At 62.6% G+C, this 26,708-nt stretch carries 25 protein-coding genes; 9 read left to right on the plus strand and 16 right to left on the minus strand.

Annotated features, from left to right (window positions below; translation table 11 throughout):
- Positions 1-71: 71 nt before the first annotated feature.
- The 4 genes from JMY24_RS09515 to hemP all read left to right on the plus strand — a co-directional run bounded on the left by JMY24_RS09515 (position 72) and on the right by hemP (position 2,610).
- Positions 72-950, plus strand: coding sequence for a pirin family protein (locus JMY24_RS09515; RefSeq protein ID WP_128585444.1), 879 nt, complete (start codon positions 72-74; stop codon positions 948-950).
- Between the two features lie 204 nt (positions 951-1,154).
- Positions 1,155-1,553 (plus strand): OsmC family protein, encoded by a 399-nt coding sequence (locus tag JMY24_RS09520; RefSeq protein ID WP_128585443.1) that lies wholly within the window; start codon positions 1,155-1,157, stop codon positions 1,551-1,553.
- A gap of 85 nt (positions 1,554-1,638) precedes the next feature.
- Positions 1,639-2,121, plus strand: a complete 483-nt coding sequence (locus JMY24_RS09525; RefSeq protein WP_128585442.1) for an SRPBCC family protein — start codon at positions 1,639-1,641, stop codon at positions 2,119-2,121.
- Positions 2,122-2,340: 219 nt separating this feature from the next.
- Positions 2,341-2,610 carry a hemin uptake protein HemP gene (gene hemP / locus JMY24_RS09530; RefSeq protein ID WP_128594754.1) on the plus strand — a complete coding sequence of 90 codons (270 nt, stop codon included), beginning with the start codon at positions 2,341-2,343 and terminating at the stop codon, positions 2,608-2,610.
- A gap of 311 nt (positions 2,611-2,921) precedes the next feature.
- Here the strand turns inward: hemP and JMY24_RS09535 are convergent, their stop codons facing one another.
- The 5 genes from JMY24_RS09535 to uvrB all read right to left on the minus strand — a co-directional run bounded on the left by JMY24_RS09535 (position 2,922) and on the right by uvrB (position 8,703).
- A complete protein-coding gene (locus JMY24_RS09535) occupies positions 2,922-4,328 on the minus strand; it encodes a 4Fe-4S binding protein (RefSeq protein WP_201701913.1) in 1,407 nt (468 codons plus the stop codon).
- Complete coding sequence (locus tag JMY24_RS09540; RefSeq protein ID WP_128585439.1) at positions 4,325-5,170, minus strand: FTR1 family iron permease; 846 nt, start codon at positions 5,168-5,170, stop codon at positions 4,325-4,327. Before JMY24_RS09540 ends, JMY24_RS09535 begins: the two co-directional genes overlap by 4 nt.
- Before the next feature lie 80 nt (positions 5,171-5,250).
- Positions 5,251-5,583 carry a cupredoxin domain-containing protein gene (locus JMY24_RS09545; RefSeq protein ID WP_128594753.1) on the minus strand — a complete coding sequence of 111 codons (333 nt, stop codon included), beginning with the start codon at positions 5,581-5,583 and terminating at the stop codon, positions 5,251-5,253.
- Between the two features lie 118 nt (positions 5,584-5,701).
- Positions 5,702-6,250, minus strand: coding sequence for an iron transporter (locus JMY24_RS09550; RefSeq protein ID WP_128594752.1), 549 nt, complete (start codon positions 6,248-6,250; stop codon positions 5,702-5,704).
- A gap of 359 nt (positions 6,251-6,609) precedes the next feature.
- A complete protein-coding gene (gene uvrB / locus JMY24_RS09555; RefSeq protein WP_128585437.1) occupies positions 6,610-8,703 on the minus strand; it encodes an excinuclease ABC subunit UvrB in 2,094 nt (697 codons plus the stop codon).
- Positions 8,704-9,039: 336 nt separating this feature from the next.
- Between uvrB and JMY24_RS09560 the strand changes: the two genes are divergently transcribed.
- Complete coding sequence (locus JMY24_RS09560; RefSeq protein WP_128594751.1) at positions 9,040-10,239, plus strand: amino acid aminotransferase; 1,200 nt, start codon at positions 9,040-9,042, stop codon at positions 10,237-10,239.
- A gap of 120 nt (positions 10,240-10,359) precedes the next feature.
- Here the strand turns inward: JMY24_RS09560 and JMY24_RS09565 are convergent, their stop codons facing one another.
- Entirely contained in the window at positions 10,360-11,598 is a 1,239-nt protein-coding gene (locus JMY24_RS09565; protein WP_128594750.1) for a DUF3734 domain-containing protein, read from the minus strand.
- 10 nt (positions 11,599-11,608) lie between these two features.
- Positions 11,609-12,406 carry a 3-hydroxybutyrate dehydrogenase gene (locus tag JMY24_RS09570; RefSeq protein ID WP_317022494.1) on the minus strand — a complete coding sequence of 266 codons (798 nt, stop codon included), beginning with the start codon at positions 12,404-12,406 and terminating at the stop codon, positions 11,609-11,611.
- Between the two features lie 243 nt (positions 12,407-12,649).
- Here JMY24_RS09570 and JMY24_RS09575 point away from each other — a divergent pair, with 243 nt between their 5' ends.
- Positions 12,650-13,621 carry a potassium channel beta subunit family protein gene (locus JMY24_RS09575; RefSeq protein ID WP_128594748.1) on the plus strand — a complete coding sequence of 324 codons (972 nt, stop codon included), beginning with the start codon at positions 12,650-12,652 and terminating at the stop codon, positions 13,619-13,621.
- Between the two features lie 242 nt (positions 13,622-13,863).
- On the plus strand, positions 13,864-14,709 hold the full coding sequence (locus tag JMY24_RS09580) for a 23S rRNA (adenine(2030)-N(6))-methyltransferase RlmJ (RefSeq protein WP_128585432.1): 846 nt from the start codon (positions 13,864-13,866) through the stop codon (positions 14,707-14,709).
- A 47-nt stretch (positions 14,710-14,756) separates the two neighbouring features.
- Here JMY24_RS09580 and JMY24_RS09585 read toward each other — a convergent pair whose 3' ends face one another.
- The 4 genes from JMY24_RS09585 to cueR form a co-directional block, all read right to left on the minus strand.
- Complete coding sequence (locus tag JMY24_RS09585) at positions 14,757-15,794, minus strand: ABC transporter substrate-binding protein (RefSeq protein WP_128594756.1); 1,038 nt, start codon at positions 15,792-15,794, stop codon at positions 14,757-14,759.
- Positions 15,795-16,024: 230 nt separating this feature from the next.
- On the minus strand, positions 16,025-16,384 hold the full coding sequence (locus tag JMY24_RS09590) for a hypothetical protein (RefSeq protein WP_128594747.1): 360 nt from the start codon (positions 16,382-16,384) through the stop codon (positions 16,025-16,027).
- 221 nt (positions 16,385-16,605) lie between these two features.
- Positions 16,606-16,752: a DUF3563 family protein gene (locus JMY24_RS09595; protein WP_020069992.1), complete on the minus strand. Its 147-nt coding sequence runs from the start codon at positions 16,750-16,752 to the stop codon at positions 16,606-16,608.
- A 273-nt stretch (positions 16,753-17,025) separates the two neighbouring features.
- Positions 17,026-17,478 carry a Cu(I)-responsive transcriptional regulator gene (cueR, locus tag JMY24_RS09600; RefSeq protein WP_128585431.1) on the minus strand — a complete coding sequence of 151 codons (453 nt, stop codon included), beginning with the start codon at positions 17,476-17,478 and terminating at the stop codon, positions 17,026-17,028.
- 123 nt (positions 17,479-17,601) lie between these two features.
- On the opposite strand from cueR, the gene JMY24_RS09605 reads away from it, so the two are divergent.
- Positions 17,602-17,820 (plus strand): heavy-metal-associated domain-containing protein, encoded by a 219-nt coding sequence (locus JMY24_RS09605; protein ID WP_128594746.1) that lies wholly within the window; start codon positions 17,602-17,604, stop codon positions 17,818-17,820.
- A gap of 14 nt (positions 17,821-17,834) precedes the next feature.
- Positions 17,835-18,755, plus strand: a complete 921-nt coding sequence (locus JMY24_RS09610; RefSeq protein WP_201701914.1) for a dTDP-4-dehydrorhamnose reductase family protein — start codon at positions 17,835-17,837, stop codon at positions 18,753-18,755.
- A gap of 70 nt (positions 18,756-18,825) precedes the next feature.
- On the opposite strand, the gene JMY24_RS09615 is transcribed toward JMY24_RS09610, so the two are convergent.
- The 5 genes from JMY24_RS09615 to JMY24_RS09635 all read right to left on the minus strand — a co-directional run bounded on the left by JMY24_RS09615 (position 18,826) and on the right by JMY24_RS09635 (position 26,628).
- Entirely contained in the window at positions 18,826-21,975 is a 3,150-nt protein-coding gene (locus tag JMY24_RS09615) for an error-prone DNA polymerase (protein WP_128594744.1), read from the minus strand.
- Between the two features lie 6 nt (positions 21,976-21,981).
- Positions 21,982-23,463, minus strand: coding sequence for a Y-family DNA polymerase (locus tag JMY24_RS09620; protein WP_236597358.1), 1,482 nt, complete (start codon positions 23,461-23,463; stop codon positions 21,982-21,984).
- Positions 23,393-24,100: a translesion DNA synthesis-associated protein ImuA gene (imuA, locus tag JMY24_RS09625; RefSeq protein ID WP_128598739.1), complete on the minus strand. Its 708-nt coding sequence runs from the start codon at positions 24,098-24,100 to the stop codon at positions 23,393-23,395. The genes JMY24_RS09620 and imuA overlap by 71 nt, the downstream gene beginning before the upstream one ends.
- Positions 24,101-24,420: 320 nt before the next feature.
- The gene (locus JMY24_RS09630) at positions 24,421-25,332 is read right to left on the minus strand and encodes a ketopantoate reductase family protein (protein WP_128598738.1); all 912 of its coding nucleotides are present in this window, start codon (positions 25,330-25,332) and stop codon (positions 24,421-24,423) included.
- Positions 25,333-25,473: 141 nt separating this feature from the next.
- Positions 25,474-26,628, minus strand: coding sequence for a sensor histidine kinase (locus JMY24_RS09635; RefSeq protein WP_201701916.1), 1,155 nt, complete (start codon positions 26,626-26,628; stop codon positions 25,474-25,476).
- Between the last annotated feature and the right edge of the window lie 80 nt (positions 26,629-26,708).

Below are 26,708 nucleotides of genomic sequence, written 5' to 3' on the forward strand. Positions count from 1 at the left end.
GAAAAAACGGTCCCTATAATAGCTCCATGTTTCAAAAATAACGCTATTCCCCATTTTTCGAGGTGACATTGATGACCGCGACACGCACGATCGAACGCACGTATCCCGCCGTTCGCACGACCGAAGGTGGCGGTTTCGTCGTCCACCGCCCGTTTCCCACGCGCATGTTGATGGACTTCGATCCGTTCCTGTTGCTCGACGAAATGGGCCCGGTCGACTACGCGCCCGGCGAGGCGAAAGGCGCGCCCGACCACCCGCATCGCGGCTTTGAAACGGTCACCTATGTGCTCGAAGGCCAGTTCGGCCACAAGGATTCGGCGGGCCACTCCGGCACCCTGCATGCGGGCGACGTGCAATGGATGACTGCCGGCGCGGGCGTCGTGCACAGTGAGATGCCCGACCCGTCGTTTGTGCGTACAGGCGGACGCGTGCATGGCTTGCAACTGTGGGTGAATTTGCCGCGGCGCGACAAGATGATCGCGCCGCGCTACCAGGAGATGCCGTCGTCGCAAATTCCGGTGGCGGCCTCCGCCGACGGCAAAGTTCGCGTGAAGGTGATCGCCGGCGAGGCGCTCGGCGTGAAAGCCGCTGTCGAAACACGCACGCCGATTCTGTACCAGCACTTTTCGTTGCAGCCGGGCGCGACGATCCGGCAGCCGGTGCCGGCCGACTATCGCGTGTTTGCATACGGCCTGTCGGGCAAAGGCTTTTACGGCGAAGGCGACGCACGCGAGGAAATCGACCCGCGCAAGATGGTCGTGTTCAACAACGACGGCGACTCGGTGACGCTCACTGCCGGCGCCGAGCCGCTCGAGGTACTGCTGCTTGGCGGCGTGCCGTTGAAGGAACCCGTTGTGCGCTACGGTCCGTTCGTCATGAATACAGAAGACGAAATCCGCCAGGCGGTCGTCGATTATCAGGCTGGCCGCATGGGTTCGATCACCCACTGAGCAACTTGCTGAGCGAGCGCGCCGGCCAGCAGACATTTGCCGGACCGCGCGCGCGAGCCCGGGTTGGCACCACCTGCAAACCTGCGCGCACACGCGGCGCAAATGCCGCCGACTTCGTTCACAATAGCAATTCCTGCCGCGCCCTCGTCTCGACGCTGTCGAGCGGCAGCGCGCGGCGATTTCCGTCCCAGCTCAGGAGCCCGCATGGCAGAAGCCACCGTCACCGCGAATATTGGTTCGACGAATTACCAGGTCCATTTCGACGACGGAAAGCACACGTGGCTCGCCGACGAACCCGAGTCGCTCGGCGGCGGCGATCGCGGCCCGACTCCGGTTTCGCTGCTGCTATCGAGCCTCGGTGCATGCACGTCGGTCACGCTCAAAATGTACGCGCAGCGCAAGGGCTGGCCGCTCGAAGGAGTGCATGTGACCCTCGGCATGGAACAGGGCGACGAAGGCTCGACCATCGACCGCAAAATCACGCTGCACGGCGAGTTGTCAGATGAACAGCGGGAACGGCTCTTGCAAATCGCCAATGCATGCCCAGTTCACAAGATTCTCACGGGCTCCATCACGATCCGCTCGGGCTTGACCGTCGCGTGACGTGGCGAACGGCCCGGCAAGCGCGCGAAGCTGTCCGGGCCGCGTTACTGCACCGCTTGCAACGCTTTCATAGGATGCCGTCGTCTTGAATTTCGAACACCTTATCCAGATCAACGACCCGTTGAATCCGTTTGTCGACTCCATGACCCGCGAGCAATTGTGGGAAGGACTCGTGCTGCGCGCCGAACAGCCGCAACTGTTCGTGATTGGGCTCGACAGTTGCACGATTCTCTCGCGCGAAGGCAACACGCTCGAGAGGGAGTTGCACTATGGCCAGGCCACCGTGCGCGATCGCGTGACGCTGCACGAAAGCCAGGCCGTGCGCTATGACATCCTGCCGACGGCGGACTATGTCGGCGGCTCGCTGACGATGACCATCGAACAGCCGGATGAACTGCAACTCTTCCTGCGCTTCGAATACGCGACCACGCTGCCCGTCTCCGACGACCAGGACGCCGTGCAGACGCAGGAGATCGTCAAGTCGGCTTATCGCGAGAACGACATTGATACGGTGCGCCTGATTCGTCAGTACGTGCAGGCGAAACAGGAGCCGGGCTCGCTGCACTGAGCTTCCTCTGGCCGCCACCGCGCCACCCGGGCGAATCGTGACCGGGCGGGTGCAGGTTCGCTGCGCGCAACAGGCGGCCGTCTTTCATGCGTCGCCGCGTCCTCCACCTCTGCTCTGGTCCGCCTATCGAAAGTTTGAACCGATGAATTTCTGCCTCTTGTAAATAGGAATGGTTATCATTTAGAATTCATCCATCGAATCAAACAACAGCAAAGACGAATGACCGATACCACTCGCACCTCCACGCTCAGCCTGCGCCGCCCGGCCGCCGCGTTGACGAGCCGCCAGAAGCCTTCGGCAGCCACGGCATCGGCAACGGCCGCCGCAAAGCCTGCAGCCGACCGTGCGAACGGATCCGGCGAAACGGCCGAACGGGTAGTGCGCAGCGACGCTTTGCTGCAAGGACATAGTCACATCAGCATTCTGCATAACGGCGAAACGTATCAACTGCGCGCCACCCGTTTGGGCAAGCTGATCCTGACCAAGTAACGACGAACGAGATTTCAGTACCGGGTATTGTGGGGACCACCTCCCAGAGAGGTGTTGGGCATTAGCCAGCCACGACGGCTTGCACGTGAGAACTAGACCCCTTCGTGCAGACACCAAGCCAGCCGTCGCAGCCAGCCAGGCCGCTTTTTTGGTTCCCGCCCATGCGGACACGAAACGCCGTGTACCGTCATGCCAATGAAAAAGCCGTGGAGACGATGTCGTCTCCACGGCTTCTGTTTTTGTGTCGGGTGGTGTCGGGCGGTGTTGGGCAAGCGAGTGCCCCGAAACGAGTAGCCGCCCCTCCCGCGCGCCTACTTCGAGGCCCAGCCCCAGAACATCAGCCACCAGGCGCTGTCGACCACGGCGAGCGCAGCGGCAAACCACAGCATTGCGAGGCCGCGTTGAACGAAGCGCTCGCTGTAGCGCCGCGTGACGAGCCACGCAAGCCATGCGCTCCAGAGATTGGCGATCGCCAGAATCGCGATGCGCAGATCGGAAGCCCACCACAGCGGCACGTGCTCGGCGCGCAACAGCGACAGCGTAGTGGCCGACAAGCCAAGGAACACGCCCGCGCCTGCAATCGGAATCAGCCCTTGCGTCAGATGATGCAGACGCACGCTGCTGAAGCGCCCGAGCATGCGCGTCGCGCCCGTCATCAGGACGAGTAGCGCAGTGCCGTAGACGAGCGCCGTCGCGAGGATGTAGCCGATCACCATCGTGCCGTCGAGCCACGAGAACACGTCGTTCTGTTCAGGGTAATGCGTGAACAGGAACCAAGGCGCGTTCGTATCCAGCGGCCAGGTGATGTCGTGATCGACGAGCCACGTCGCGAAGAACATCTTCAGGTTGATGAACCAGCGCGAAGCCGTCCAGTGAAATGCGCCAATCGCGATACCGAGCAGGCCGTACAGGATCAGCGCGGTGTCCCATGGGTTCGCCTGCTTGTCGCCGAGCTGCACGACTTCCGACGACGGCGCGCGCCACGTGAGCGCAATCGCGTCGCGGTGGCCGCTGCAACGTCCGCACATATGGCAGTCGGACGCTCCCTTCATGTTGCGCAACGGCACGAGCGGTGCGCAATTGATCGGAATCACGCGATGCCCGTGTTCGCCGTTCTTGTACGAGCGGCGCCACGCGTCTTCATCGACTTTGTAGTGGAACGGCGCGAGGCGCGCCAGAAGCGAAAAAACCCCGTTCACGGGGCAGAGGTATTTGCACCAGACGCGCTTCTCCCGCCCGTACAGCAGGCCGATCACAATGGCCGCCAACGTCGAGCCGCCGAGCACCAGCAGCACCGCTTTCGGGTACTGGTAGACGCTCACCATCTGACCGTAGATGGTCGTGATGCCGAACGCGACGAAAGGCCAGCCGCCCCAGCGCATCCAGTGAGGAATCGCCTTGCCGCGACCGTGCTTGCTGGCAAATTCCGCGAGCGCGCCTTCGGGGCACAGCACGCCGCACCAGACGCGGCCGAGCATCACCATCGACAGCAGCACGAACGGCCACCAGATGCCCCAGAACACGAATTGGGCCGCAAGCGTCAGGTTGTTCCACAAATGCGCGCTGTCATCCGGCAGCGGCATCACGGCCGGAACGAGGATCAGCAACGCATACACCGTCACCACGACCCACTGGATACCGCGGATCGCTGAACCGTGACGCTGCATCCACTGCCCGGCCGCGGCGAGACGCCCCGGGCGGGTCATCAGCGTACTCATGCTGCGCGCCCTGCCGCTTGTTGCGCTGGCTTGCGGTTGGCACGGCGCAGCAGCAGATAAACCACTGCCCAGTACACTGCATACGCAATCAGGTTCATCAGCGCGGGATGCGCGCGATAACCGGTGAGCGTCGCGACGAGCGAGCCGAAGGTGCTCGAATCATCGAGCACGGCCGACGTGTTCCACATCTGGTCGACGATGGTCGGCAGGAATTCCTTGTCGATCAGCTTATCGACGCCCGTTTGAAAGAGCCCCGCGCCGAGGAACAGCAGCATGATTTCCGTGACGCGGAAAAAGAGCCGCCACGAGAAGAACTTACCGCCCAGCTGCAGCATGTAGAACGTGAGCAATGCGAGAGCGAGGCCGATCACGACCGCGAGCATCTGGTTGGTATCCACGTGACCGGACTGACCGAAGCCGAGGCCGTACAGGAAAATCACAGTCTCGCTGCCTTCGCGGGCGATCGCCAGAGCCACGAGCACCGCCACGCCCCACCAGTTCGAGTCACGCTGGCTCTGTTGCAGCGACCGTTCCATGTCGCGTTTCAGCGAGCGGCCGTGCTGCTTCATCCACAGAACCATTTGCACGATCAGCACGCAGGCGACCAGCACCATTGCGGTCTGGAAATAGTCCTGCGCGTCGCCGGAGAGCACCTCGGTAAAGCCGACGAGCGCCGCGCCGAGCGCTACCGCTGCAATCAGGCCCGCCACGACGCCGCCCCACAGGTACGGCAAACCGCGGCGCGCATCGTCGTCGCCATTTTTCAGCCACGCGTACAGGATGCCGACGACCAGCAATGCCTCGACACTTTCCCGCCACACGATGAATAGAATCTGACCCATCAAGGACTCCCTTCAGCTCTGCAACTGCTCTTGCGAGTGCGAGCGGCCCGAGGCCTTCGCGCCCGCCTCAAAAACCACTGCTACTTCGCGACGATCACGCCCTGCGCCTGCTGGTGAAAATCGTCGAAAAACTTGTACTCGCCGGGTTCCAGCGGAGCGATCACGACGAAAGAATCCGCGCCTGGCGCGAGGACTTTTTCCTTGCGCAACTGGACGCTTTCGAACTCGGCCGCGCCCTTGCCCGTATTGCGCACCTCGATCTTGATACGCTGCCCCGCCGGCACTTCGATGCGCGCGGGAGTCAGCTTGCCGTCGTTCATTTCGAGCTTGAAAGTGGGCAGATCGGCTGCATGCGCCGCGCCCGCCAGCAAAATCGACGAGGCAAGTACAGCGATCTTTCGATTAATTGTCATTGGCGTTTCCAGAAAACGCGGCGCGAGGCGTGGAGTCCGCGCGCCGCCTGCTGCATTCATTCACCTGTCACGCGTTGCTCGCATACTGCCAGGTGACGAGCTGCGACGATCGTGGAGATCAGTACCCGCCCTTCTTGCCGATGCCGGCGAACGTGAAGTCGTATTCAAGCGTGATCGGCTTGAACCACGGACCCACGCCAGTTTCCTTGTCGACGTGGCGGCCAAACGCCATGTGGCCGGTTTGCATCGGCGCTTCGACGATCATCTTCAGGTGATACTTGCCGGGGCCTTGCAGCTTGACGTTGTCGCCGTAGTGCGGGCCGTCGTTGGCGACCATCGCCATCAAGTCGCCCTTTTGTGTCTCTTTCGAACCGGCTTTCGTCAGTTCGTAGCGCACTTGCAGATACGGCATCCAGTCGCCTTCCGCGAAGCCTGTCGGATTGTTCTTGACTGCGTGGATGTCCGCTTCGAGGTGGATGTCCGAATCCGACGCCTTGCGCATCATGCCTTCCGGCTCCATCGTGATCGGCTGCAGGTATACCGCGCCGATTTCCATGCCGCCCTGAATCTGCTGCTTGCCGATCGGATATTCAGCGGCTGTTGCCGAAAGAGCCGCCACAGCCGCAGCCGCGGCTACGCCGCCACGCACAAATGAAGAAATCCGCATTGAAACTCCTTGTTTTTATCAGACTCGATTTGATCCCATTGGAACAGTGCGTCGGGCGACAAACCGAAGCAGATCGCATAGTTGAACGTTAATGCGAACCATTCTCAATATTGGTCGAGTTTATCATCTCTCGCCTGCCGGAACAAATACGAACGCACGCCAAGCCTTATGCCAGCAGGGTCTTAAGGGTGTCTTAAGAAACGACGTGTGGGGATGAGGCGGCAGATGGCCGGCGGTTTCCTCGGTGGTTTTGTCGGCGGTTTATCGGCGGTTTTGGCGGCCTGTCGGCGAAAATAAGGCGCGGCATTGCCGCGCCCTTGCGTTGGAACCACACTGCTTCGCTGCATAGTGCTGCCGTTTTACTCGACGCCGGATACGTGATCACCGACGTTCGCCCCGAACACGCGCTGACGCAGCAACGCCAGCTGGTCGCGCGTTTGAGCGGCCTTCTCGAACTCGAGGTTCTTCGCGTGCTCCATCATCTGTTTTTCGAGGCGCTTGAGTTCCCTGGCAAGCTGCTTCTCGGACATGTCCTCGAATTTCGCGCGCGTTTGCTGTTCCTTCAGCTCGGCGCGGGCGTCGTCGACGTTGTACACGCCGTCGATAATGTCGCGGATGCGCTTCACCACGCCGCGCGGCGTAATGCCGCGTTCGAGGTTGAAGGCAATCTGCTTGGCGCGCCGCCGCTCGGTTTCGTCGATGGCGCGGCGCATTGAATCCGTCACCTTGTCCGCATACAGAATGGCCTTGCCGTTCACGTTGCGCGCCGCCCGGCCGATGGTCTGAATCAGCGAGCGCTCTGCGCGCAGAAAGCCTTCCTTGTCCGCGTCGAGAATCGCGACGAGCGACACTTCCGGAATATCCAGACCTTCGCGCAGCAGGTTGATACCGACGAGCACGTCGAAAGTACCCAACCGCAGGTCGCGGATGATCTCGACGCGCTCTACCGTGTCGATGTCGCTATGCAGATAGCGCACCTTGACGCCGTGGTCGCTGAGAAACTCTGTCAATTGCTCGGCCATGCGCTTGGTCAGCACGGTCACCAGCACGCGGTCGCCCGCCTTCACGCGCTCGTTGATCTCGGCGAGCACGTCGTCGACCTGGCTGCGCGCGGGGCGCACCTCGATTTCCGGATCGACGAGCCCGGTCGGACGCACCAGTTGCTCCGCCACCTGGCCCGAGGTCTTCTTTTCGTAGTCTGCCGGCGTGGCCGACACGAACACGACCTGGCGCATCTTGCGCTCGAACTCGTTGAACTTCAGCGGCCGGTTGTCGAGCGCCGAAGGCAGACGGAAACCGTAGTCCACCAAATTTTCCTTACGCGCCCGGTCGCCGTTGTACATGCCGTTCAACTGGCCGATCAGCACGTGCGATTCGTCGAGCAGCATGAGCGCGTCCGACGGCAAGTAATCGACCAGCGTGGGCGGCGGCTCGCCGGGCGCCGCGCCCGAAAAGTGCCGCGAATAATTTTCGATGCCTTTGCAGAAACCCAGCTCCTGCAGCATCTCCAGGTCGAACCGGGTGCGCTGTTCGAGCCGTTGCGCTTCGACCAGCTTGCCTTCGCTATAGAAGAATTCCAGCCGCTCGCGCAGCTCTGCCTTGATCGTTTCGACCGCGCGCACGACGGTGTCGCGCGGCGTCACATAGTGCGACGACGGATAGACGGTGAAACGCGGAATTTTCTGACGCACCCGTCCGGTGAGCGGATCGAAGAGTTGCAGCGTTTCGACTTCGTCGTCGAACAATTCGACGCGCACCGCCATTTCCGCATGTTCGGCCGGGAAGATGTCGATGGTATCGCCTCGTACGCGGAACGAGCCGCGCTGGAAGTCCGCCTCGTTGCGGTTGTACTGCATCGCGATCAGACGCGCGATGATGTCGCGCTGGCCGAGCTTGTCGCCCGTGCGCAGCGTAAGAATCATCTGGTGGTATTCGGACGGATTACCGATACCGTAAATTGCCGACACGGTCGCGACGATCACCACGTCGCGCCGCTCCATCAGGCTCTTCGTGGCCGACAGGCGCATCTGCTCGATGTGTTCGTTGATCGACGAGTCTTTCTCGATGAACAGATCGCGCTGCGGCACGTACGCTTCCGGCTGATAGTAGTCGTAGTACGAAACGAAGTATTCGACCGCATTGCGCGGAAAGAACTCGCGGAATTCCGAGTAAAGCTGCGCGGCAAGCGTCTTGTTCGGTGCGAACACAATGGCCGGACGCCCGAGCCGCGCGATCGTGTTGGCCATCGTGAAGGTCTTGCCCGACCCCGTCACGCCGAGCAGCGTTTGGAACGAGAGGCCGTCCTCGACGCCTTCGACGAGCGTCTCGATCGCCGTTGGCTGGTCGCCGGCGGGCGGATAGGGCTGATAGAGCTGGAACGGCGAGCCTTCGAAGCGGACGAATCTGGATTCGTCGAGCGTGTCGTCGGCTTCGGTCAAATGTTGTTCGGACATGGGGGCGGCAGCGGCCTTAGGCAAAAAACTATTCTAACGGGTTGCATGGAGATGGACCGGCGACGGACTAAGCGGATCTGCGTAGGCTGGCAGCGCGGTGTGATGCGGTCGGCTTCAGTCATTTAGCGACGGCCTGCCCGTTTTTCAAGCAAATAAGTCCGGCAAGGGGCGTTCTCGTCCGAAAAACGTTCGTAGATTCGTTACAATGCGAAGTTGCGCTCGCTTGCGGCTGTCCGCGTTCTGCATCATCCGGCGTTTGCGTTTTGCATTAAACGCAGCCGGCACGGTCGCGCATGCTCGTAGCTGCCCTCTTTTCACTACTGCTGCCCACCCACCATGTCTCTGTTCTCCGCCGTCGAACTTGCTCCCCGCGACCCGATTCTGGGCCTGAACGAAGCCTTCAACGCCGACACGCGTACCACCAAGGTCAACCTCGGCGTTGGCGTGTATTTCAACGAAGAAGGCAAGATTCCGCTGCTGCGCGCCGTGCGCGATGCGGAAAAGGCACGTGTCGAAGCCGCGTTGCCGCGCGGCTATCTGCCGATCGAAGGCATTGCCGCATACGACGCAGCCGTGCAAAAGCTGCTGCTCGGCAACGATTCGCCGCTGATCGCCGCGGGCCGCGTCGTGACGGCGCAAGCACTGGGCGGCACGGGCGCGCTGAAAATCGGCGCGGACTTCCTGAAGCGTCTGAACCCGAGCGCCAAGGTCGCGATCAGCGACCCGAGCTGGGAAAACCACCGCGCACTGTTCGAAGCCGCGGGCTTCGAAGTGGTGTCGTATCCGTATTACGACGCGCACACTCACGGCGTGAATTTCGACGGCATGTTGAGCGCGCTGAACAGCTACGCAGCGGGCACGGTCGTCGTGTTGCACGCGTGCTGCCATAACCCGACCGGCGTGGACCTGACCGTCGATCAGTGGAAGCAGATCGTCGAGGTCGTCAAGGCGCGCAATCTGGTGCCGTTCCTCGACATCGCCTATCAGGGCTTTGGCGACAACATCGAAGCGGATGCTGCGGCCGTGCGCCTCTTCGCGACCTCCGAGCTGAACGTGTTCGTCTCGTCGTCGTTCTCGAAGTCGTTCTCGCTGTACGGCGAGCGTATCGGCGCACTGTCCATCATCACCGGCAGCAAGGAAGAAGCTACTCGCGTGTTGTCGCAACTCAAGCGCGTGATCCGCACGAACTACTCGAACCCGCCGACGCATGGCGGTTCGGTGGTCGCCGCGGTGCTCGCGTCGCCGGAACTGCGCGCCACGTGGGAAACGGAACTGGCGGAAATGCGTGACCGGATTCGCGCAATGCGCAATGGCCTGGTCGAACGCCTGAAGGCAAGCGGCGTGGATCGCGACTTCAGCTTCGTGAATGCGCAGCGCGGCATGTTCTCGTACTCGGGCCTGACCGCGCCGCAAGTGGACCGTCTGCGCGAAGAGTTCGGCATTTATGCCGTCGGCACGGGCCGCATTTGCGTCGCTGCATTGAATACGCGCAACCTCGACGTGGTGGCCAACGCGGTTGCCCACGTGTTGAAGTAAAGCGTTTCGCAAGGCGCGCGGTGACGTGCGCTTTGGTTGACTCGGTTGAAGCTGAATGTAAGAACGGCGCCCCTTCGAGGGCGCCGTTCTTGTTTGGGGACCCCGCGTTGGCGGATGATGTCAGCGCGAGTCGCGATGAATGTCGTGCGTGACGAAGCCCGCGTCGTTATCCGGCATGGCGAGCCAATCCGGCTGCGACAGCGAATGGCGGATGTCTTCCAGTCCGCTTTCCCAGTGCTCCCGCATGGTGGAGAGGCCAAACTGGAAGTCCTTGTAGTGCCCTTCGTATTCCTTCTGCCGGTAGATCAGATGGATCACGTTGAAGCGCTTCGAGCACGACAGGTCTTCAGCCAGCTTGCACCATGGATCGTCAAGCTGGTCCGGCGACACTCGGTCCAGCACCTCGCGCAGCACATGCCGGAAACGCTGCGAGCGTTGCAGCATGTCGGTCACAAGACGCGTGCGACTCGAATACTGAATGTCTTTCATGCGTCCCTGCACGTCGGTGATGCTGTCGGGCACCGGCCCGATCGCGCTCCACAGATCGACCTGGAAAGCGAGGGTGTCGCGTCGCGGCGTGGTCTGCACCACCTCGTAGAGCGGCGTGTTCGACATCAAGCCGCCGTCCCAGTAATACTGGCCGTCGATTTCCACAGCTGCGAACCCCGGCGGCAAAGCACCGGACGCCATGAAGTGCTCGGCCCTCAGCGTGGTCTGCGTGTTGTCGAAGTACGCAAAATTCCCCGTGCCGCAATTAACTGCGCCAACGGACACGCGCATTTCCCGTGAGTTGATGCGATCGAAGTCGCACAGACTTTCCAACGTTGCTTTCAGCGGCGCGGTGTCGTAGTAGCTGGCCGTTTGAGGCGGCCCCGACACCGTCGGCAAGGGCGGCGGGAAGCGCGGCACAAAAAAGCCCTTTTGCCCTTCGACGAGCGCACCAATGGCCTGCGTTGCCGTGAAAGCTTTACGCACGGCGTCGCTCGAATTGAAGAACGCGTGCTCGATAAACGCGGGCAGCGGCAGACCGAATGCCGGCTGGCAGATGGTCTCCCAGAATTGCAGCAGCCGTTCGACCCGCTTTTCCGGCGGATTGCCGGCGATGATCGCCGTATTCAACGCGCCGATAGAAATGCCCGCCAGCCAGTTCGGCTCGACGCCGGCTTCCTGAAGCCCCTGAAAAACGCCGGCCTGATATGCGCCCAGCGCGCCGCCACCTTGCAGTGTGAGCGCGATGGTTTCGTAGGCCGGCACTTGCACGCGCTTGCCGCGAGCGGAAGCGGACGCCGCGCTGGCGCCTGCGCCTTCCTCATTGCCGGTCGCACCGAGGCGCGCCCGTTTCAGATTGCGTTGCGCCATGCGCACCTCCTTATTGCATGTACCAGCCGTGACTCACGATGAACGATTGGCCCGTCAGTGCGGCCGTGGGGAAAGTCGACAGGAACAGGACGGTTTGCGCGACGTCTTCCACGGTGGTGAAAATGCCGTCCACAGTGCCGCCCAGCATGACGCGCTTGACCACTTCTTCTTCGCTGATGTTCAGTTCCTTTGCCTGCTCCGGAATCTGCTTGTCGACGAGCGGCGTACGCACGAAGCCCGGACACACGACATGCGAGCGCACATTGTGCCTGGCGCCTTCTTTGGCGAGCACGCGAGCGAGGCCGAGCAGCGCATGCTTGGCCGTCACGTAGGCGGACTTGAGCGGCGACGCCTCGTGCGAATGAACCGAGCCCATGTAGATCACGATGCCGCCGCGATCGTCCTTGTACATGTGCTTGAGCGCCGCCTTCGTGGTGAGGAACGCACCGTCCACGTGAATGGCTTGCATCTTCTTCCAGTCGGAAAACGAGTAGTTTTCAATCGGGTTGACGATCTGAATGCCGGCATTGGAAATGAGGATGTCGACCGAACCGAGCTCCGCCGCCACTTTGTCTATGCCCTGGTTCACCGCGTCTTCGTTGGTGACGTCCATTGCGATGCCGATCGCCTTGCCCCCGCCCTTCGTAATTTCTTCAGCGACGGCGTTCGCGCCGTCCTGGTTCAGGTCGGCAATTGCGACAGCCGCGCCCGCAGCCGAAAGGGTCAACGCAATCTGCTTGCCGATTCCGCTCGCCGCGCCGGTGACGACCGCGACCTTGCCATTCAGATTTGTGTTCAGTGACGACATCCAGAACCTCCATGCAGTTGATGAGCAATGAGACCACGAGCCGCGCGCAGCGAGAAGTCGACCGAATGGCATAGGCGCGCATAGGCGCTGTCCTATATCGTTCAGCCGATGTTGCACTGCGGCCGATGCTGCTATTGTGCATGAACCGTGTGGAATCGATCGGTAAAAAGCACGCCCCGGCTTATCTATTTAAACTAGGCGTTCTCGCAGAATTCCGGTCGCTTCACTATCGAGGAGAATTGCATGAATTATCGGCGTCTAGGCCGCTCGGGCTTGCAGGTCAGCGAGTTGTCCATCGGCTCATGGGTCACGTACGGCAATCAGGTCGACCATCGCGCGGCGCGTGAATCGCTCGCGGCCGCGCGCGATGCGGGCGTGAATTTCTTCGACAACGCGGAGGTATACGCAGGCGGCAAGTCGGAAGAAATCATGGGCCAGGCGCTCAAGGAACTGGCGTGGCCACGCGTGAGCTATGTCGTGTCGACGAAATTCTTCTGGGGCCTCGAAGAAGCGCCCAATCAGTACCACACGCTGAATCGCAAATATCTGCTGAACGCAATCGACTCGTCGCTCGAGCGTCTCCAACTCGACTATGTCGATCTGGTCTTCTGCCATCGCCCTGATCCGAACACGCCCGTCGAGGAAACCGTATGGGCAATGAGCGACATGATCACGCGCGGCAAGGCCTTGTACTGGGGCACGTCCGAGTGGAGCGCCGACGAAATCCGCGCCGCTTATGACATTGCGGAGCGGCACCATCTGCACAAGCCGGTCATGGAGCAGCCGCAGTACAACCTGTTTCACCGCAAGCGCGTCGAACAGGAATATAAGCGTCTTTACGAAGATATCGGTCTTGGTCTGACTACCTGGAGCCCGCTCGCGTCCGGCCTGCTCACCGGTAAGTATCGCGACGGCGTGCCGACGGACAGCCGCGCGCAGTTGCAGGGCTACGACTGGCTGCGCAAACAGGTTACCGACGCAGGCAAAAACAATGTAGTCGGCAAGCTAGGCGAAGTGGCCGACGAATTGGGCTGCACCGTCGGCCAGCTTGCGATTGCATGGATTCTCAAGAATCCGCATGTCAGCACCGTGATTACGGGCGCATCGCGCGTCGAGCAGATTAGCGAGAACATGAAATCCGCTGAAGTCGCCGAGCAGATCACGCCGGAGATCAAGGAGCGGATCGAAGGCATTTTCGGCGACGTGTACGACTAACGCCGCTCTGTCGGACTTCTGCGTGCGGCCGCAGCAGGATCGCGGTCGCACAAGGAGAAGGAGCCGCGCATTCCGACAACGGGCCCGGTAACGCCGCCGCAACTCACTGCGCCGCGCGCGGCGTCGCGTACAATACGCGACCGCGCTGCACATCGGCGCTCTGTGCCGCCGTGCCGCCGCAATGCATCCGCATCGCCGACTCCAGCCTGGAACGGCGCGCCCTCTTTCAGCATCTCCTCATCATGCTCAGCTATCGCCACGCCTTTCATGCAGGCAACCACGCCGACGTTCTCAAACACGCGGTCTTGTTGCAGCTATTGCGCTATCTCGGTCAGAAGGACAAAGCCTACTGGTATATCGACACGCATGCCGGCGCGGGCGTCTATTCGCTGAAGGAAGGCTATGCCGTCAAGACCGGCGAGTTTCAGACAGGCATCGCCAAACTTTGGGAGCGCAACGATCTGCCGCCGCTCTTCTCCGACTATGTCGACGAAGTCGCCGCACTCAATTCCGACGGTCAGCTGCGCTTCTACCCCGGCTCGCCCTACATCGCCTGGCGGCAGATGCGCGAGCAGGACCGCATGCGCTTGTTCGAGTTGCACACCACTGAAATCGACGTGCTGCGTCACAACTTTCGCGATGCGGGCCGTCGCGCGATGCTGTACGCGGGCGACGGCTTCGACGGCATTCTCGCGCTGCTCCCGCCGGCGCCGCGCCGCGCGCTGGTGCTGCTCGATCCGTCCTATGAGGACAAGCGCGACTACACGCGCACGTTGCGTTGCGTCGAAGAGAGCCTCAAGCGCTTTCCGACCGGCACTTACGCGGTCTGGTATCCGCAGGTGAAGCGCCCGGAATCGCAACGCTTTCCCGAGCAGCTGAAAAAACTGCAGGAGCGCAACTGGCTGCACGTCAGCCTGACAGTGAGCAATCCGCCGGCGGACGGCTTTGGGCTTTTTGGCAGCGGCATGTTTATCCTAAATCCGCCGTACACGCTGCCGAAGATGCTGAAGGATCAGATGCCCTGGCTGGTGAAGGCGCTCGGTGAGGACAACGCCGCGCAGTTCAAGGTCGAATACCGCGGCGATTGAACCCCGCGAGGGCGCGCATGGTCGAACGGCGCGCCCTCGCCGCGCTCTTACTTGAGTTGCGCCGCGGCCTTGCGGGCGAAATCGTTGGTATAGGTCGAGTTCAGGTCGATCTTTTTAGGATCGAGCCGGTTGTCGAACGACGCCAGCGCGCGCAACGAAGTCGCCGGACCGTCGGCGGGCATCAGGCCATCCGGCGAATAGGCGTCGCGCACATTGTGGAAAGCCTCGACATAGAGCGAGGAGTCGTTGAGCAGATATGCCGGCGGCACCATCTTCAGCAGATCGGCATCGCTCGCGGTCTGCAGCCAATGATCAGCGCGCACGATGGCATTGGCGAGCGCCTGCGTCGTCTTTGGATATTTCTGAATGAAACTCTCCGACGCATAGAGCGTGGCCGCCGGCATCGTTCCGCCGAACACGTCCTCGGTGCCCTTCACGGTACGCGTGTCCACCAGCACTTTGATTGCGCCGCTGCGCGTGAGCTTCGTCATCATCGGGTCGACGTTGGACAGCGCGTCAATCTGACCGTTGCTCACCGCCGCGAGCACCGTTGCGCCGCTGCCTACACCGATCGCCGCAATGTCGCTTCTTTGCACGCCGGCCTTGCGTAGAGCGACGGTCAGCACGAGATCGGTCGATGACCCCGGCGCGCTCACGCCGACCTTTGCGCCTTTGAAATCAGCGAGCGTCTTGATCTTGTCCGCCTTCGACGTCAACACGGCGACGACGATCTGCGGCGCGCGGCCCATCAACGCAAAGGCCCGGTAGTGTTGCCCCTTCGCCTGCATGAAGAGCGTGTGCTCGAATGCCCCGGCGCCGATATCCGCGCTGCCGCCCACCACCGCTTCGAGTGCTTTGGAGCCGCCCGCGAAGTCTTCGAGCGTGACCTCGAGACCCTCGTCCTTGAAATAGCCCAACTGCTGCGCCGTTAGCACCGGCAAATAGTAAAGACCCGGCAGACCGCCAACGGCCATTGTCAGCGCCGGCTTTTCAGGGACGTCTTTCGCGGACGCCACGCCGTGCAGTGCGACAACGGCGAACATCGCGGCGCAAACGGCGGCTCGCCGCATCCAGTGATTGGGCATGGGCATTTGACGTCTCCTTTTTGTATGTTCTCGTTCAATCTGTTGCCGGGCCGCCCCCTTGTGAGGCTATCGGCTGGGCTTTGCGGCAGAGACCGCCTGAGGATTGTCGTCGCCCGGCTGGAGGCGCGCCATGCGCCCAAACCCGAATGACCAGGCGCGGGCGCACGAATTCGCCGCGCCGCGCGCGGACTTCCGGGCAACAAGCTACGAGAAGGATCGGTGCGAGTCAGTTATTGCGGACGCGGCACCGGCCGAGGCCAGGGGTGCGGTTGGGGTTGCGGTTGCGGTGCGACACCACCGCCGCCGGCGGGGAACTGGATATACGGCGCGACGACGATCGGCACAGACGAATTCGGCGCCAGTTCGGTAGGCGTAGCGATAGGTTGGGCTTCGACGATGGGTTGCCGCGATAGCGGCGCTGTCTGCAGGACGGTGCCGCTCTGCCCGTCGCTGATCCCATTCTGCGAGTCGAGGATCACAGGTTTGCGGCTATTGCTCGACGCAGCAGACACGCTCGACACGGAGCAGGCCGTGACAAACAAAACTGCAACGGCGACCAGAGAGGGTTTGAACGAACGGATCGAAGACATGGGGCGGACCGGTTGAGCCGGGAAGGCCGGATTGCGCTGAAAAACGCTTTACCTTACCGCGACGCGGGCTTTGCCGCTAGTCGATATTCGCCATCTCGAGTTTTTCGACGCCTCGCGGACAACGTGGCGCCCAGATGTGACAAAGCCCCGCAAAAGACGGGGCTCACACTTAACAGCTACTACTGAACTACGCTGGCGGCACGAGACGCGCGCGATGAAACTTACAGCGAATAGCCGTTGGCTTCGAGCGAGCGGATGCGCTGTTCGAGCTGGACGATATCCGACGACGAAGCCAGATACGCTTCACGACGATCGCGCTCTGCAGTTTCAAACCAGGTGCTTAGCTTTTCAAGGACGTATGCAAACATGATGTTCTCCAAGGATCCGATTGAGTCCCCGGTGGGTTAGGCATCAGGGATTTCCCGTAAAAGGGTTAACCCGGATTATATGCCGATGGTGCAACCGCGCCAGTGAAATGCTCGCATAATGTGCATTCCAATTTGGAATGCCGCACCTAGTCAGTGCATGGAAGGTATTGATTTAATTGGAAGGCGACACGGTCGGTAGACCAAAAAGTCCGTTATAGACCGAAGTTATGCACACATTAGGTGCATACAGCAACGGATCGCGAGTCGCCGCCCCTACAGGTCGACGTTCGCCTTGGAAAACCCCTTGCAAGCGCCCCCGCTCTCCGGTGAAACCATGCCTGCGTCCGCGAGCCCCTCGATGATCGGACACTCCGGACGGTCGTCGCCGTGACAATGGTCGGCAAGGTGCGCCAGTGTGTCGCGCATATCGGTGAGTTCGGCGATGCGTCGATCGAGTTCGGCGACGTGGTCCAATGCGATCGCCTTCACTTCGGCACTCGCGCGCGTGCGGTCGTGCCACAGCGCGAGCAGGCGCCGGATGTCTTCCACCAGGAAGCCGAGCCGACGCGCCTGGCGAATGAAGCGCAGTGAATGCACCTCCTGCGGACCGTAGACGCGATAGCCGGCCGTGGTACGGGACTTTGCCGCGAGCAAACCGACGCTTTCGTAGTAGCGAATCATTTTCGCCGTGACGCCCGACGCGCGGGCCGCTTCACCAATGTTCATCACTATTTCCCCACTGAGTGCGTCGATCGTACACCTTCCCATGATGGGAAGGTCAGCCACTTAAATCTGGTCGGGAAGGCATAATTCAATCATCTCAACCGTCATTTCCCCGAGGCACTTCCGATGAAAACCGAGTTCCAGGTTGAAGGCATGAGCTGCCAGCATTGCGTGGCGGCAGTCACCAACGCTATTCGCGAGCACGACGAAGCTGCGCAAGTGCAGGTGGATCTCGCGGCGGGCCGGGTCGCGGTCGAGTCGACGCAATCTGTCGACGCATTGAAGGCCGCCATCGACGAGGCCGGCTACACGGTCAAAGGCGTGTCGTCCGACGCGGCGCGCTAGGGAGAACGCAGATCATGTTCAAGGTCGCTGTCATAGGAGCTTCTGGCCTGCTCGGTCGCGCTGTCGTCGACGAACTGGCGGCTCAGCCGGCCTGGCAAGTCGTCGGCACCGCCTTCAGCCGGCCAGCGCAGAACACCGTGGCGCTCGACGTCCGCGATCCGCGGGCAATCGAACAGTTTGTCGAGCGCGAAGCGCCCGATGCGCTCGTGATTGCCGCCGCCGAGCGTCGGCCGGACGTGTGCGAGCGTCAACCGGAACTGGCCCGCGCGCTCAATGTGGATGCCGTGCGCGCGATCGCCGCCGCCGCGCATCGGCGCGGCGCGTGGACGCTGTCCATTTCCACCGATTACGTTTTCGACGGCACTCATCCGCCCTATCAGCCTAATTCCGCACCGGCGCCGCTCAATGCATATGGGCGCAGCAAGCTGGACGGCGAGCAGGCATTGACCGACACGACCGACCTGGGCTGCGTGCTGCGCTTGCCGCTGCTGTACGGGCCGATTGTCGATTGGGCGGAATCCGCCGTGACGAGTCTCGTGCCGGCCATTGCCGCGTCGGCATCGGCGCAAGGGAAAGCGGCCAACATGGACGCATGGGCGATCCGTTATCCGACCTTCACGCCGGACGTCGCGTTCGTGATCCGGCAGATGCTCGAGCGTCACGCCGCGGGCAACGCAATTCGCGGCATTGTCCAATGGTCGGGCGACGAACCGATGACCAAGTACGAGATCGCCATGCGCCTCGCGCGAGCGCTGCAACTCGACGCGCGGCTGGTGCCGCAATACGCGCCGACCGATGCGACGCCGCGTCCGCATAATTGCCACCTGGCCTCGGACCGGCTGGAGCAACTCGGGATCGGCCGCCGCACGCCGTTCGATACGGCGATACGCCAGGTATTGGCCGCGTTTCCGTGGCGCGGCGATACGTCCGCCTGAAGCGGATCGCGATTTTGTTCTCTGCAGGCATGCGGTCAACGTCGAGGGCCGCTCGAAGCGCACAATCCTCTCAGCAAAAATCCCTGCTAACGGAATGCAGGCCGCCCAGCAGATGCGACATATCGACGAGCCGCTGTGCCACCAGATGCCGGACCTCACCCTGGCATTGCCATACTCCATAGACAGCCAGCAGCGACGCACTGAGCGCTTCCTTGCGTTGCTTCTCGAGCAGGCTTGGCCACACGATGACGTTCACGTTGCCCGTTTCGTCTTCGATCGTCACGAATACCACGCCTTTCGCGGTGCCGGGACGTTGCCGCACGGTGACAAGACCGCAGCCTCGCGCAAGCCGGCCGTCGCGATAAGTGCGCAGCGTCGCAGCCGGCATCAACCGGTTTGCCAGCAACTGCGGGCGCAAAAGTTCCAGCGGATGGCGGCCGAGCGTCAGACCCACTGAGCGGTAGTCCGCCACGATGTCATGTGCTTCGGAGGGCGCGCCGAGTTCGGGCGTTTCATCCTCGACGGCCGCGACTGCGAGCATGTCCTTGTCGGGCACGGCAGCGACCGACTGCCACAGCGCCTCGCGCCGGTTGCCGGCAAGCGAGACCAGCGCATTGGCGTCCGCCAGGATATGCAGGTCCCGGCGATCGAGCGCCGCGCGACGCGCGAGGTCTTTCGCGCTTGCGAACGGGCGCACCGCACGCGCATTCTCAATCCGCTCTGCCGTGCCTTCCTTCATGCCACGCAGCAGCGACAGACCCAGGCGCACCGCAGGCCGTCCGGCATCCGCAATACGCTCAAGAGACGAGTTCCACCCACTGATGGTCACATCGACTGGCAGTACGCTGACACCATGTCGCTGCGCATCCTGCACGAGTTGCGAAGGCGAGTAGAAGCCCATGGGCTGGCTGTTGAGCATCGCGGCCAGAAATGCCTCGGGCTCATGGCATTTGAGCCAGCTGCTCGCATACACGAGCAGCGCGAAACTCGCGGCATGACTCTCCGGAAAACCATATTCGCCAAAACCTTTTATCTGCTCGAAGATGGCTTCCGCAAACGCAAGGTCATAGCCTCGCTCCTGCATGCCGAGCACAATGCGGTCATAGTATTTTGCAAGACCACCCTTGCGTTTCCACGCCGCCATCGCGCGCCGCAACTGGTCGGCTTCGCCCGCCGTGAAACCCGCGGCGAGAATCGCGACCTGCATCACCTGCTCCTGGAAAATCGGCACGCCGAGCGTGCGGCCCAGTGCGGTCTTCAAATCGTCGCTCGGATAGGTGACCGGCTCAAAGCCCTGGCGACGGCGCAGATAAGGATGAACCGCACCACCCTGAATCGGACCCGGCCGCACGATGGCCACTTCGATCACCAGGTCGTAGAACGTTCGGGGCCGCATGCGCGGCAACATCGACATCTGTGCGCGCGATTCAATCTGGAACACACCCACCGTGTCGGCGGCGGAAATCATGTCGTACGTTGCATCGTCTTCTGAGGGAATGTCCTGCATCTCGAAGCGCTCGCCGCGCTGCTCCGACACGAGGTCGAGCGTGCGCCGAATGGCCGACAGCATGCCGAGCGCAAGCACGTCGATCTTGAGCAGCCCCAGCGATTCGAGGTCGTCCTTGTCCCATTGGATGACGCTGCGCTCTGCCATCGCGGCGTTCTCAACGGGAACGAGGCGCGTGAGCTTGCCCCGGCTGATGACGAACCCGCCCGAGTGCTGCGACAGATGCCGCGGAAAGCCATACAGTTGCGCGGCGAGCGTGGCCCACGCGCGGATGAGCGGCGTTTGCGGGTTCAGCCCGCATTCCTCGAAGCGCTTCAGCAGGTCCGCGCTGTTATCGAACCAGTGATGCGACTTGGCGACCGCATCGACTATCTGCATATCGACACCGAGCGCCTTCCCCGTTTCGCGCAAGACGCCACGCGCCCGATACGTCGAGACCGCAGCGGCAATCGCCGCGCGGTCGCGACCGTACTTGCGATAGATGTACTGAATCACTTCTTCGCGCCGCTGATGCTCGAAGTCGACGTCGATATCAGGCGGCTCTCCGCGCTCTTTCGAGATGAAGCGCTCGAAAAGCATGTTGCCGCGCGCGGGGTCCACTTCCGTCACGCCGAGGCAATAGCAGACTGCCGAATTGGCCGCCGACCCGCGTCCCTGACACAGGATGTGCTGACTGCGCGCAAAGCGGACCAGGTCGTAGACCGTCAGGAAATACGGCTCATACTGCAGGTCGGCAATCAGTTCGAGCTCGTGCTCGATCTGCTCCTGCACGTGGTGCGGAATGCCTGACGGAAAGCGCCGCTGCGCGCCGATGTACGTCTCCTGCCGGAGATAGGCGGTTGGCGTGAAGCCGGGCGGTATCAGTTCGTCGGGATACTCGTAGCGCAGCTCGTCGAGCGAGAAGGTGCAGCGCGCGGCGATGTCGACGGTCGCGGCGAGCGCCTCCGGCGGATACAGATTGGCCAGCCGCAGCCGCGAGCGCAGATGCTGCTCCGCATTCGGCGCAAGCTCGTATCCGCATTCATGAACCGGCTTACCGACGCGAATGGCGGTTATCGTGTCCTGCAGCGGTTTTCTTGAGCGCACGTGCATCACCACTTCGCCGAGTGCGACCACCGGCACGTCCCGGTTGCGCGCGACGAATTCGACCGCGCCGCGGTGAATGTCGTCCATCGCCCGCTGATGGAGCACCATGCCAACCCACGCGCGTGCGGGAAACGTCTCGTCCAGCCATTCGACCTGGGCATCGAGCACATCCTCTTTTGCCGGGAAGGTCGGCACGAGAATGGCCAGGCAGTCCGGTAGGCCCAGCAGGTGCCGGTATTCCTTCTCCGGTCGCGACAGATCCTGCGGCGTGAGCCGGTATTCGCCCTTCGGGGCGCGTGTGCGTGCCAGCGTGATGAGTTCGGACAGATTGCCGTAGCCCTCGCGATTTTTCGCCAGCAGGATGAGCCCGAATGCCGGCGAGCCGTCGGCGTTCACCAGACGAAAGTAGGAGCCGACGATAAACGGCAGCTTCGCTTCTTTCGCCGCGACGTGCGCGCGCACCACACCCGCAAGCGAGCACTCGTCAGTAATTGCAAGCGCCGAGTAGCCCAGTTGCGCGGCGCGCTCAGCGAGTTCCTCGGCGTGCGACGCGCCACGCAGAAACGAAAAATTGGAGAAGCAGAAAAGCTCGGCATACGCCGGCAGCATGCTGAAGGTGGCGTCCATGGCGCGTCATCCGAAAAGGCCATGAAGGAACCACCGCTGGTCTTCTTCGGCGTCGCGGCTGCTGACACGTTCGCGGTAAATCCAGTAGCAGCTCTGGTCGTCGGCCTGAGCGACGAAGTAGTCGCGCGTCACGAGTTCGCCGTCGAACCAGCCCGCCTCGATACGCTCGCCCGGCGACACCATGCGCAGCGGCGAGCCATAAAACGGACGATGCTGGCGCATGATTAAGCGCACCGGCGTATCGAGCATCCACGTGGGCCTCGGCAAACCTTCCGGTATGACTGCGGGCTTCACCGGTTGCGTCACCGGCACCCAGCAGTTGGCGACTTCCGGCCGATGGTCGGGGCTCGGCGCGGGCCGCAGCACGTTCTCGTCACCCAGCCGGGCGACCAGCAGTTCGAGCAGCCGTGCATGATCTTCCTTCGAGCCGCCGGGCTCGGGAAAAAGCGTATCGGAAGCCGGCACAGCGGACTCCACTTTCGAGGCATCCAGACGCAATGCGATAACCGGCGCGGTGAGTTCGATGCGATGCAGGCGCTCCTTCAGCAGCCTCACCAGGTGTTCTTCGCGCCACGTTGGCTCGCCGAGAGCAATGTCGATGGTGGTGGGTTCGATGGCGTCGCGCCCGCGCTCGTGCTCCAGCATCAAACGTATTGCGGTGACCGCGAACTGCTTTGCGCAGAGCCAGCCGCACAACTGCACGATAAGCCGATGCGCGCCGAACACGGCGCCGTCCGCATGTTCGAGCCGGTCCGGCATTTCGATGCGCGCGGAAAACGTGGGCGGCAGTTCGAGCCAGTCGAAGAGTTCCGGCGCGGTGCCAAATGCGCGGTCGAGCGAATCGAGCAGATGTTCGCCGCAGCGCCGCTGCAACCCGGCGCGCGGCAACCGGCGGATGTCGGCGATGGTTTCGCAGCCGAGCCCCGCGAACCAGTCGGCGAACTCGCGCACCTCGGGGACCGCGACCATTGGCAGCGCGGCGAGCCGCTGTTCGAGCGTGGACAGCTTCAGCACACGCCGTGCGCCCCGCCCCTTCGCATATCGCGCCAGCAGCCACGCGCCCTGGCCGGTCGGCGCGGCGCTCACGCGTGCGGTGAGACCGAGCGTGGCAAGCAGCGCCTTCGCCTCGCGGCACAGCGCAAGCAGTCCGCCAAAGAGGCGCAGGCTCGCGCCTATTTCCACAACGACAGTCGCTTCATCGAGCAGCGCGACTTCGGGCGAAAAGCGCATCAGCGCCATGCCGACCTCGCGTTGTGCGGACTGCTCGCGGGCGAAGTCGCGTTCGTGCATGTCTGTCTCGGGCGACAGCGTGAGAACGCCACCGCGTTTCATGCCGAGCCGCACTCCGGCCGCGCGCGCGACGCTGTCCGCAATCACGACCTTGTCCTTCTCGAGCACGACACTGCCGTGAGCGGGCTCAGGCGACCACTTCGGTCTGAAAACTTCGAGCGGCAACTTCGGCAGGTGAACGGCGAGGAAGACGCGCATGTCGTGACAGCAGAACAGGAGTGGGTTGAAGGGGAATCGACAGGGGCTCCGCGCGCGTGGGCCCTCGTCGTTTCACGATGTCGACGGTCAGGCCGTCGGCAGATGGTTTGAGCGCCAGCCGCAACAGCGCCGGCGACGCGTCCTGAGCGCTCGCGAGCGGCCGCACCATGACGAAAAGCGTCTCCGACGACTGCGCCGCCAGATGCAGGCGCCGAAGCGACGAAGCCTGCGCATACTGCGCCCAGAAAATCAGCGCGCCGCAACTGCCGGCACGCAGAATCTGTTCTGCCGACCAGAGCGCGTCCGCCGTTTTCTGCGCCTTGACGCGCAGCACCTGCTCAAGCGACAGGCCGATGTAGCTGAGCCCGAGGCCGTCCGGTGTATGCGGGGGCTGGACGAATGCGATGGGCCGGTTGCCCGCTGCACTGAGTGCGGGTCGTAGCAGCCGCAGCTCGCCTACACCCGGCTGCTGCACGAGCAGGTCGATCAGTGCGCCCACCGGCCAGCCGCCACCGGGCAGTTCAGCCGATAGCGCCGGATAGCCGGTGTCGACCACCCGCCCCCGGCCGCGCGCAAGCTGGGACGCCCGCCACAGGGACGGGTGTATCGCTTCGGGCGGTGGAGAAGATGCGATCATGGACGAAATACCTGTATGGATGTACAGTATCCTACACGTATTTTCGCGACGGGGAACAGGCACTTTTTTCGGGAGCGAACAGAGGGACAGGTGTGTGCCCAGGCTCGTGGGCCATCCATTTCAAGGAAAACGCCATCAACGCGGGCACTTCCCGACGCATACCGTCATCGCGACGGTGTGCGTCTGAATCCCAATGAAAGGACTCGAAGGATGCGATCAGGAGCGCGTTGCGGCTGCGCTCATGACGCGTCGACGCGAACGAATGCGAGGACGTTCGAGCACCGTCAGAGCCTTCTCCGCGTTCGGGCGCTGTCGGTGCATCACAAGCCCGCGCTTTGCCGATTGTCCAACACCTGAACGAGCATCAGCAGAAGATGATTCACCGGCGTCGGAATGCCGAGCGCGCGTCCGCGACGCACGATGTGGCCGTTCAGATGATCGATTTCGCTGCGCCGCTTGCGCGCGACGTCTTGCGCTGTCGACGAATACTGTCCCGCCGGAATCGTGCTCATGATGCTTTGCACTGTCGCGTTCACATCGTCCGGCATGGCGACGCCGTCCGCGCGCCCCACGGCAATGCACTCGGCGACGATATCGCGCATGGCTGTTTCCACGCCCGCGCCGCCCAGCCGGCGCAACTCGCCTAACGGCAACTGCACTAGCGCGGAGATAGCGTTGTATGCGCAGTTCAGTACGAGCTTCTCCCATAGCGCGCCGCGCACGTTGGGCGATAGCGCCGTCTGGATGCCAGCGGCATTGGCCACGCGCGCCATGCGCCCGGCGGCGTCGCCCGGTTCGACGATCAGTTCGCCGCGCCCGTGATGCCGCACGTGCCCCGGCCCGGCCATCTCACACGCGACATAGACCACTGCCGCGCAAACTTCCTGCGTCACGACGCTACGCACGCGCTCCGCGTTGTCGACGCCGTTTTGCAACGTGACGATCAGCGCATCGCCGCGAAGATGCGGTTTCATGGCAGCCGCGGCCGTCTCGGTGTCGGACGATTTCACGCACAAGAACACCAGTTCCGCGCCCGCGACGCCGCTCGCCTCGGTGCTCGCCGATACGGCAATCGCTTCGTCGAAAAACGGCGTCTGCAGACGCAGCCCTTCCCGCCCGATCGCGCGAACATGATCCGGCCGTCCGATCAGCACTACGTCGTGCCCGGCTCGCGCGAGCATTCCGCCATAAAAGCAACCCACGGCGCCAGCGCCCATCACTGCAACTTTCATTCACATCCTCGAAAGAGATTTATCAATGCCTTGCATCAACTTCGTTCTGTCCCGCACATGAAGCTCCAGCTACAACACGCGAAACCGCTCGCTTATTCCGCGAATTCGCGTGGACGGCTTTCCATCGCGCGCTGCATGGAATCACGCTACCGCGAGAGGCAGCGTCAATCTCGCTTCGAGTCCGCCGTTACGGCGGTTTTCCAGTTGCAGTTCGCCGCGCATCGCGAGCGTAAGACGTCGCGCGAACGTGAGGCCCAAGCCGGAATCCGGCGCTCGCGCTGCCGTGCGCGGCGCACGATACCAAGGCGCGAACACGGTTTCCATTTCGGCCGGCACGATACCGGGCCCTGAGTCGACCACTGCGAGCACCACGCGCCGTGCATCGACGCGCACGCACAAACGCACGGCGCTGTCATAGCGCAACGCGTTGTCGATCAGATTGACGAGCACGCAGCGCAGTGCATGCGGGCACGTCGCAACCGGACGACCCACCTCGCCTTCAAGTTGTACCGAGCGGCCGGCGTCCCTGTAGTTATCGACGAGCGCGCCGAGCAGTCCATCCGCATCGAAGCACTGCAACGGTTGCCCCGCCCAGCATTGCATTCGCGCGCAAGCGAGGCTTGCGTCGACCAGTTCGCCCATCTCGGCGAGATCGCGCTCGATCGCGTCGCGCGCTTCGCCGTCGTCGAGCCGCTCACAGCGCAAAGCCATGCGTGTCAGCGGCGTGCGCAGGTCGTGTGCATAAGCTGCGAGCACGTCGAGCACCTGGGCGACGCGTTCGGCGTCGTAGCGCTGCGCGCCGTTGATCGCGCGTGCCAGACGCGCGACCGTGGGCGGCCCGAACTCGGCCAACGTTTGCGGCAACGTGTCCGTGCTGCTGCGCTGCTCGATTGCGGCGGCGAGGCGCGCGATGCTCGAACGCTGCTCGTACGCATACACCCACAGCGCCACCGCGAGCAGCCCGAAGCCGGTCGCGAGGAGACAGGCGATCGGCAGAAGGTTGCTGTCGGCGCGGCACGGCCGCGTGTAGAGCATCGCCGCGTGCGCAGCGGGCGCGCTCATCGTGACGAATAGCGCGACGAGCAGCGCGAGCAGCGCGATCGCGCTCATACGCTGCGATTGCACGCCGGTGCGAATGACGTGAATGGCGTGAAGGGCCCGAGCGGTCCTGGCCGCATGACCGGGCGGATTCGCGCAAGCAATCCGAAACAAGGAGTATCTTGCCGCGCGAGTACGGAGTCGCAGCACGGATTCCTGCAAGGCCTCGCGCGACACGGTCGAATGGATGAAGGTCATCGTCGTTCTCCTGGCGCCGCCACGTCGGACGGCATAGGAGAGATGAGATCATGCGGCGTAGCGTTCGCACCATCAAACGA

Origin of the sequence: Paraburkholderia kirstenboschensis (genome assembly GCF_904848585.1) — a bacterium.
GTDB classification, from domain to species: domain Bacteria; phylum Pseudomonadota; class Gammaproteobacteria; order Burkholderiales; family Burkholderiaceae; genus Paraburkholderia; species Paraburkholderia kirstenboschensis.

Bases quoted from the DNA above. Each gene is read 5' to 3' on its own strand.
- JMY24_RS09515 (WP_128585444.1), top strand. From the start codon at position 72: ATGACCGCGACACGCACGATCGAACGCACGTATCCCGCCGTTCGCACG.
- JMY24_RS09520 (WP_128585443.1), top strand. From the start codon at position 1,155: ATGGCAGAAGCCACCGTCACCGCGAATATTGGTTCGACGAATTACCAG.
- hemP (WP_128594754.1), top strand. From the start codon at position 2,341: ATGACCGATACCACTCGCACCTCCACGCTCAGCCTGCGCCGCCCGGCC.
- JMY24_RS09535 (WP_201701913.1), bottom strand. From the start codon at position 4,328: ATGAGTACGCTGATGACCCGCCCGGGGCGTCTCGCCGCGGCCGGGCAG.
- JMY24_RS09540 (WP_128585439.1), bottom strand. From the start codon at position 5,170: ATGGGTCAGATTCTATTCATCGTGTGGCGGGAAAGTGTCGAGGCATTG.
- JMY24_RS09545 (WP_128594753.1), bottom strand. From the start codon at position 5,583: ATGACAATTAATCGAAAGATCGCTGTACTTGCCTCGTCGATTTTGCTG.
- JMY24_RS09550 (WP_128594752.1), bottom strand. From the start codon at position 6,250: ATGCGGATTTCTTCATTTGTGCGTGGCGGCGTAGCCGCGGCTGCGGCT.
- uvrB (WP_128585437.1), bottom strand. From the start codon at position 8,703: ATGTCCGAACAACATTTGACCGAAGCCGACGACACGCTCGACGAATCC.
- JMY24_RS09560 (WP_128594751.1), top strand. From the start codon at position 9,040: ATGTCTCTGTTCTCCGCCGTCGAACTTGCTCCCCGCGACCCGATTCTG.
- JMY24_RS09565 (WP_128594750.1), bottom strand. From the start codon at position 11,598: ATGGCGCAACGCAATCTGAAACGGGCGCGCCTCGGTGCGACCGGCAAT.
- JMY24_RS09570 (WP_317022494.1), bottom strand. From the start codon at position 12,406: ATGTCGTCACTGAACACAAATCTGAATGGCAAGGTCGCGGTCGTCACC.
- JMY24_RS09575 (WP_128594748.1), top strand. From the start codon at position 12,650: ATGAATTATCGGCGTCTAGGCCGCTCGGGCTTGCAGGTCAGCGAGTTG.
- JMY24_RS09580 (WP_128585432.1), top strand. From the start codon at position 13,864: ATGCTCAGCTATCGCCACGCCTTTCATGCAGGCAACCACGCCGACGTT.
- JMY24_RS09585 (WP_128594756.1), bottom strand. From the start codon at position 15,794: ATGCCCAATCACTGGATGCGGCGAGCCGCCGTTTGCGCCGCGATGTTC.
- JMY24_RS09590 (WP_128594747.1), bottom strand. From the start codon at position 16,384: ATGTCTTCGATCCGTTCGTTCAAACCCTCTCTGGTCGCCGTTGCAGTT.
- JMY24_RS09595 (WP_020069992.1), bottom strand. From the start codon at position 16,752: ATGTTTGCATACGTCCTTGAAAAGCTAAGCACCTGGTTTGAAACTGCA.
- cueR (WP_128585431.1), bottom strand. From the start codon at position 17,478: ATGAACATTGGTGAAGCGGCCCGCGCGTCGGGCGTCACGGCGAAAATG.
- JMY24_RS09605 (WP_128594746.1), top strand. From the start codon at position 17,602: ATGAAAACCGAGTTCCAGGTTGAAGGCATGAGCTGCCAGCATTGCGTG.
- JMY24_RS09610 (WP_201701914.1), top strand. From the start codon at position 17,835: ATGTTCAAGGTCGCTGTCATAGGAGCTTCTGGCCTGCTCGGTCGCGCT.
- JMY24_RS09615 (WP_128594744.1), bottom strand. From the start codon at position 21,975: ATGGACGCCACCTTCAGCATGCTGCCGGCGTATGCCGAGCTTTTCTGC.
- JMY24_RS09620 (WP_236597358.1), bottom strand. From the start codon at position 23,463: ATGCGCGTCTTCCTCGCCGTTCACCTGCCGAAGTTGCCGCTCGAAGTT.
- imuA (WP_128598739.1), bottom strand. From the start codon at position 24,100: ATGATCGCATCTTCTCCACCGCCCGAAGCGATACACCCGTCCCTGTGG.
- JMY24_RS09630 (WP_128598738.1), bottom strand. From the start codon at position 25,332: ATGAAAGTTGCAGTGATGGGCGCTGGCGCCGTGGGTTGCTTTTATGGC.
- JMY24_RS09635 (WP_201701916.1), bottom strand. From the start codon at position 26,628: ATGACCTTCATCCATTCGACCGTGTCGCGCGAGGCCTTGCAGGAATCC.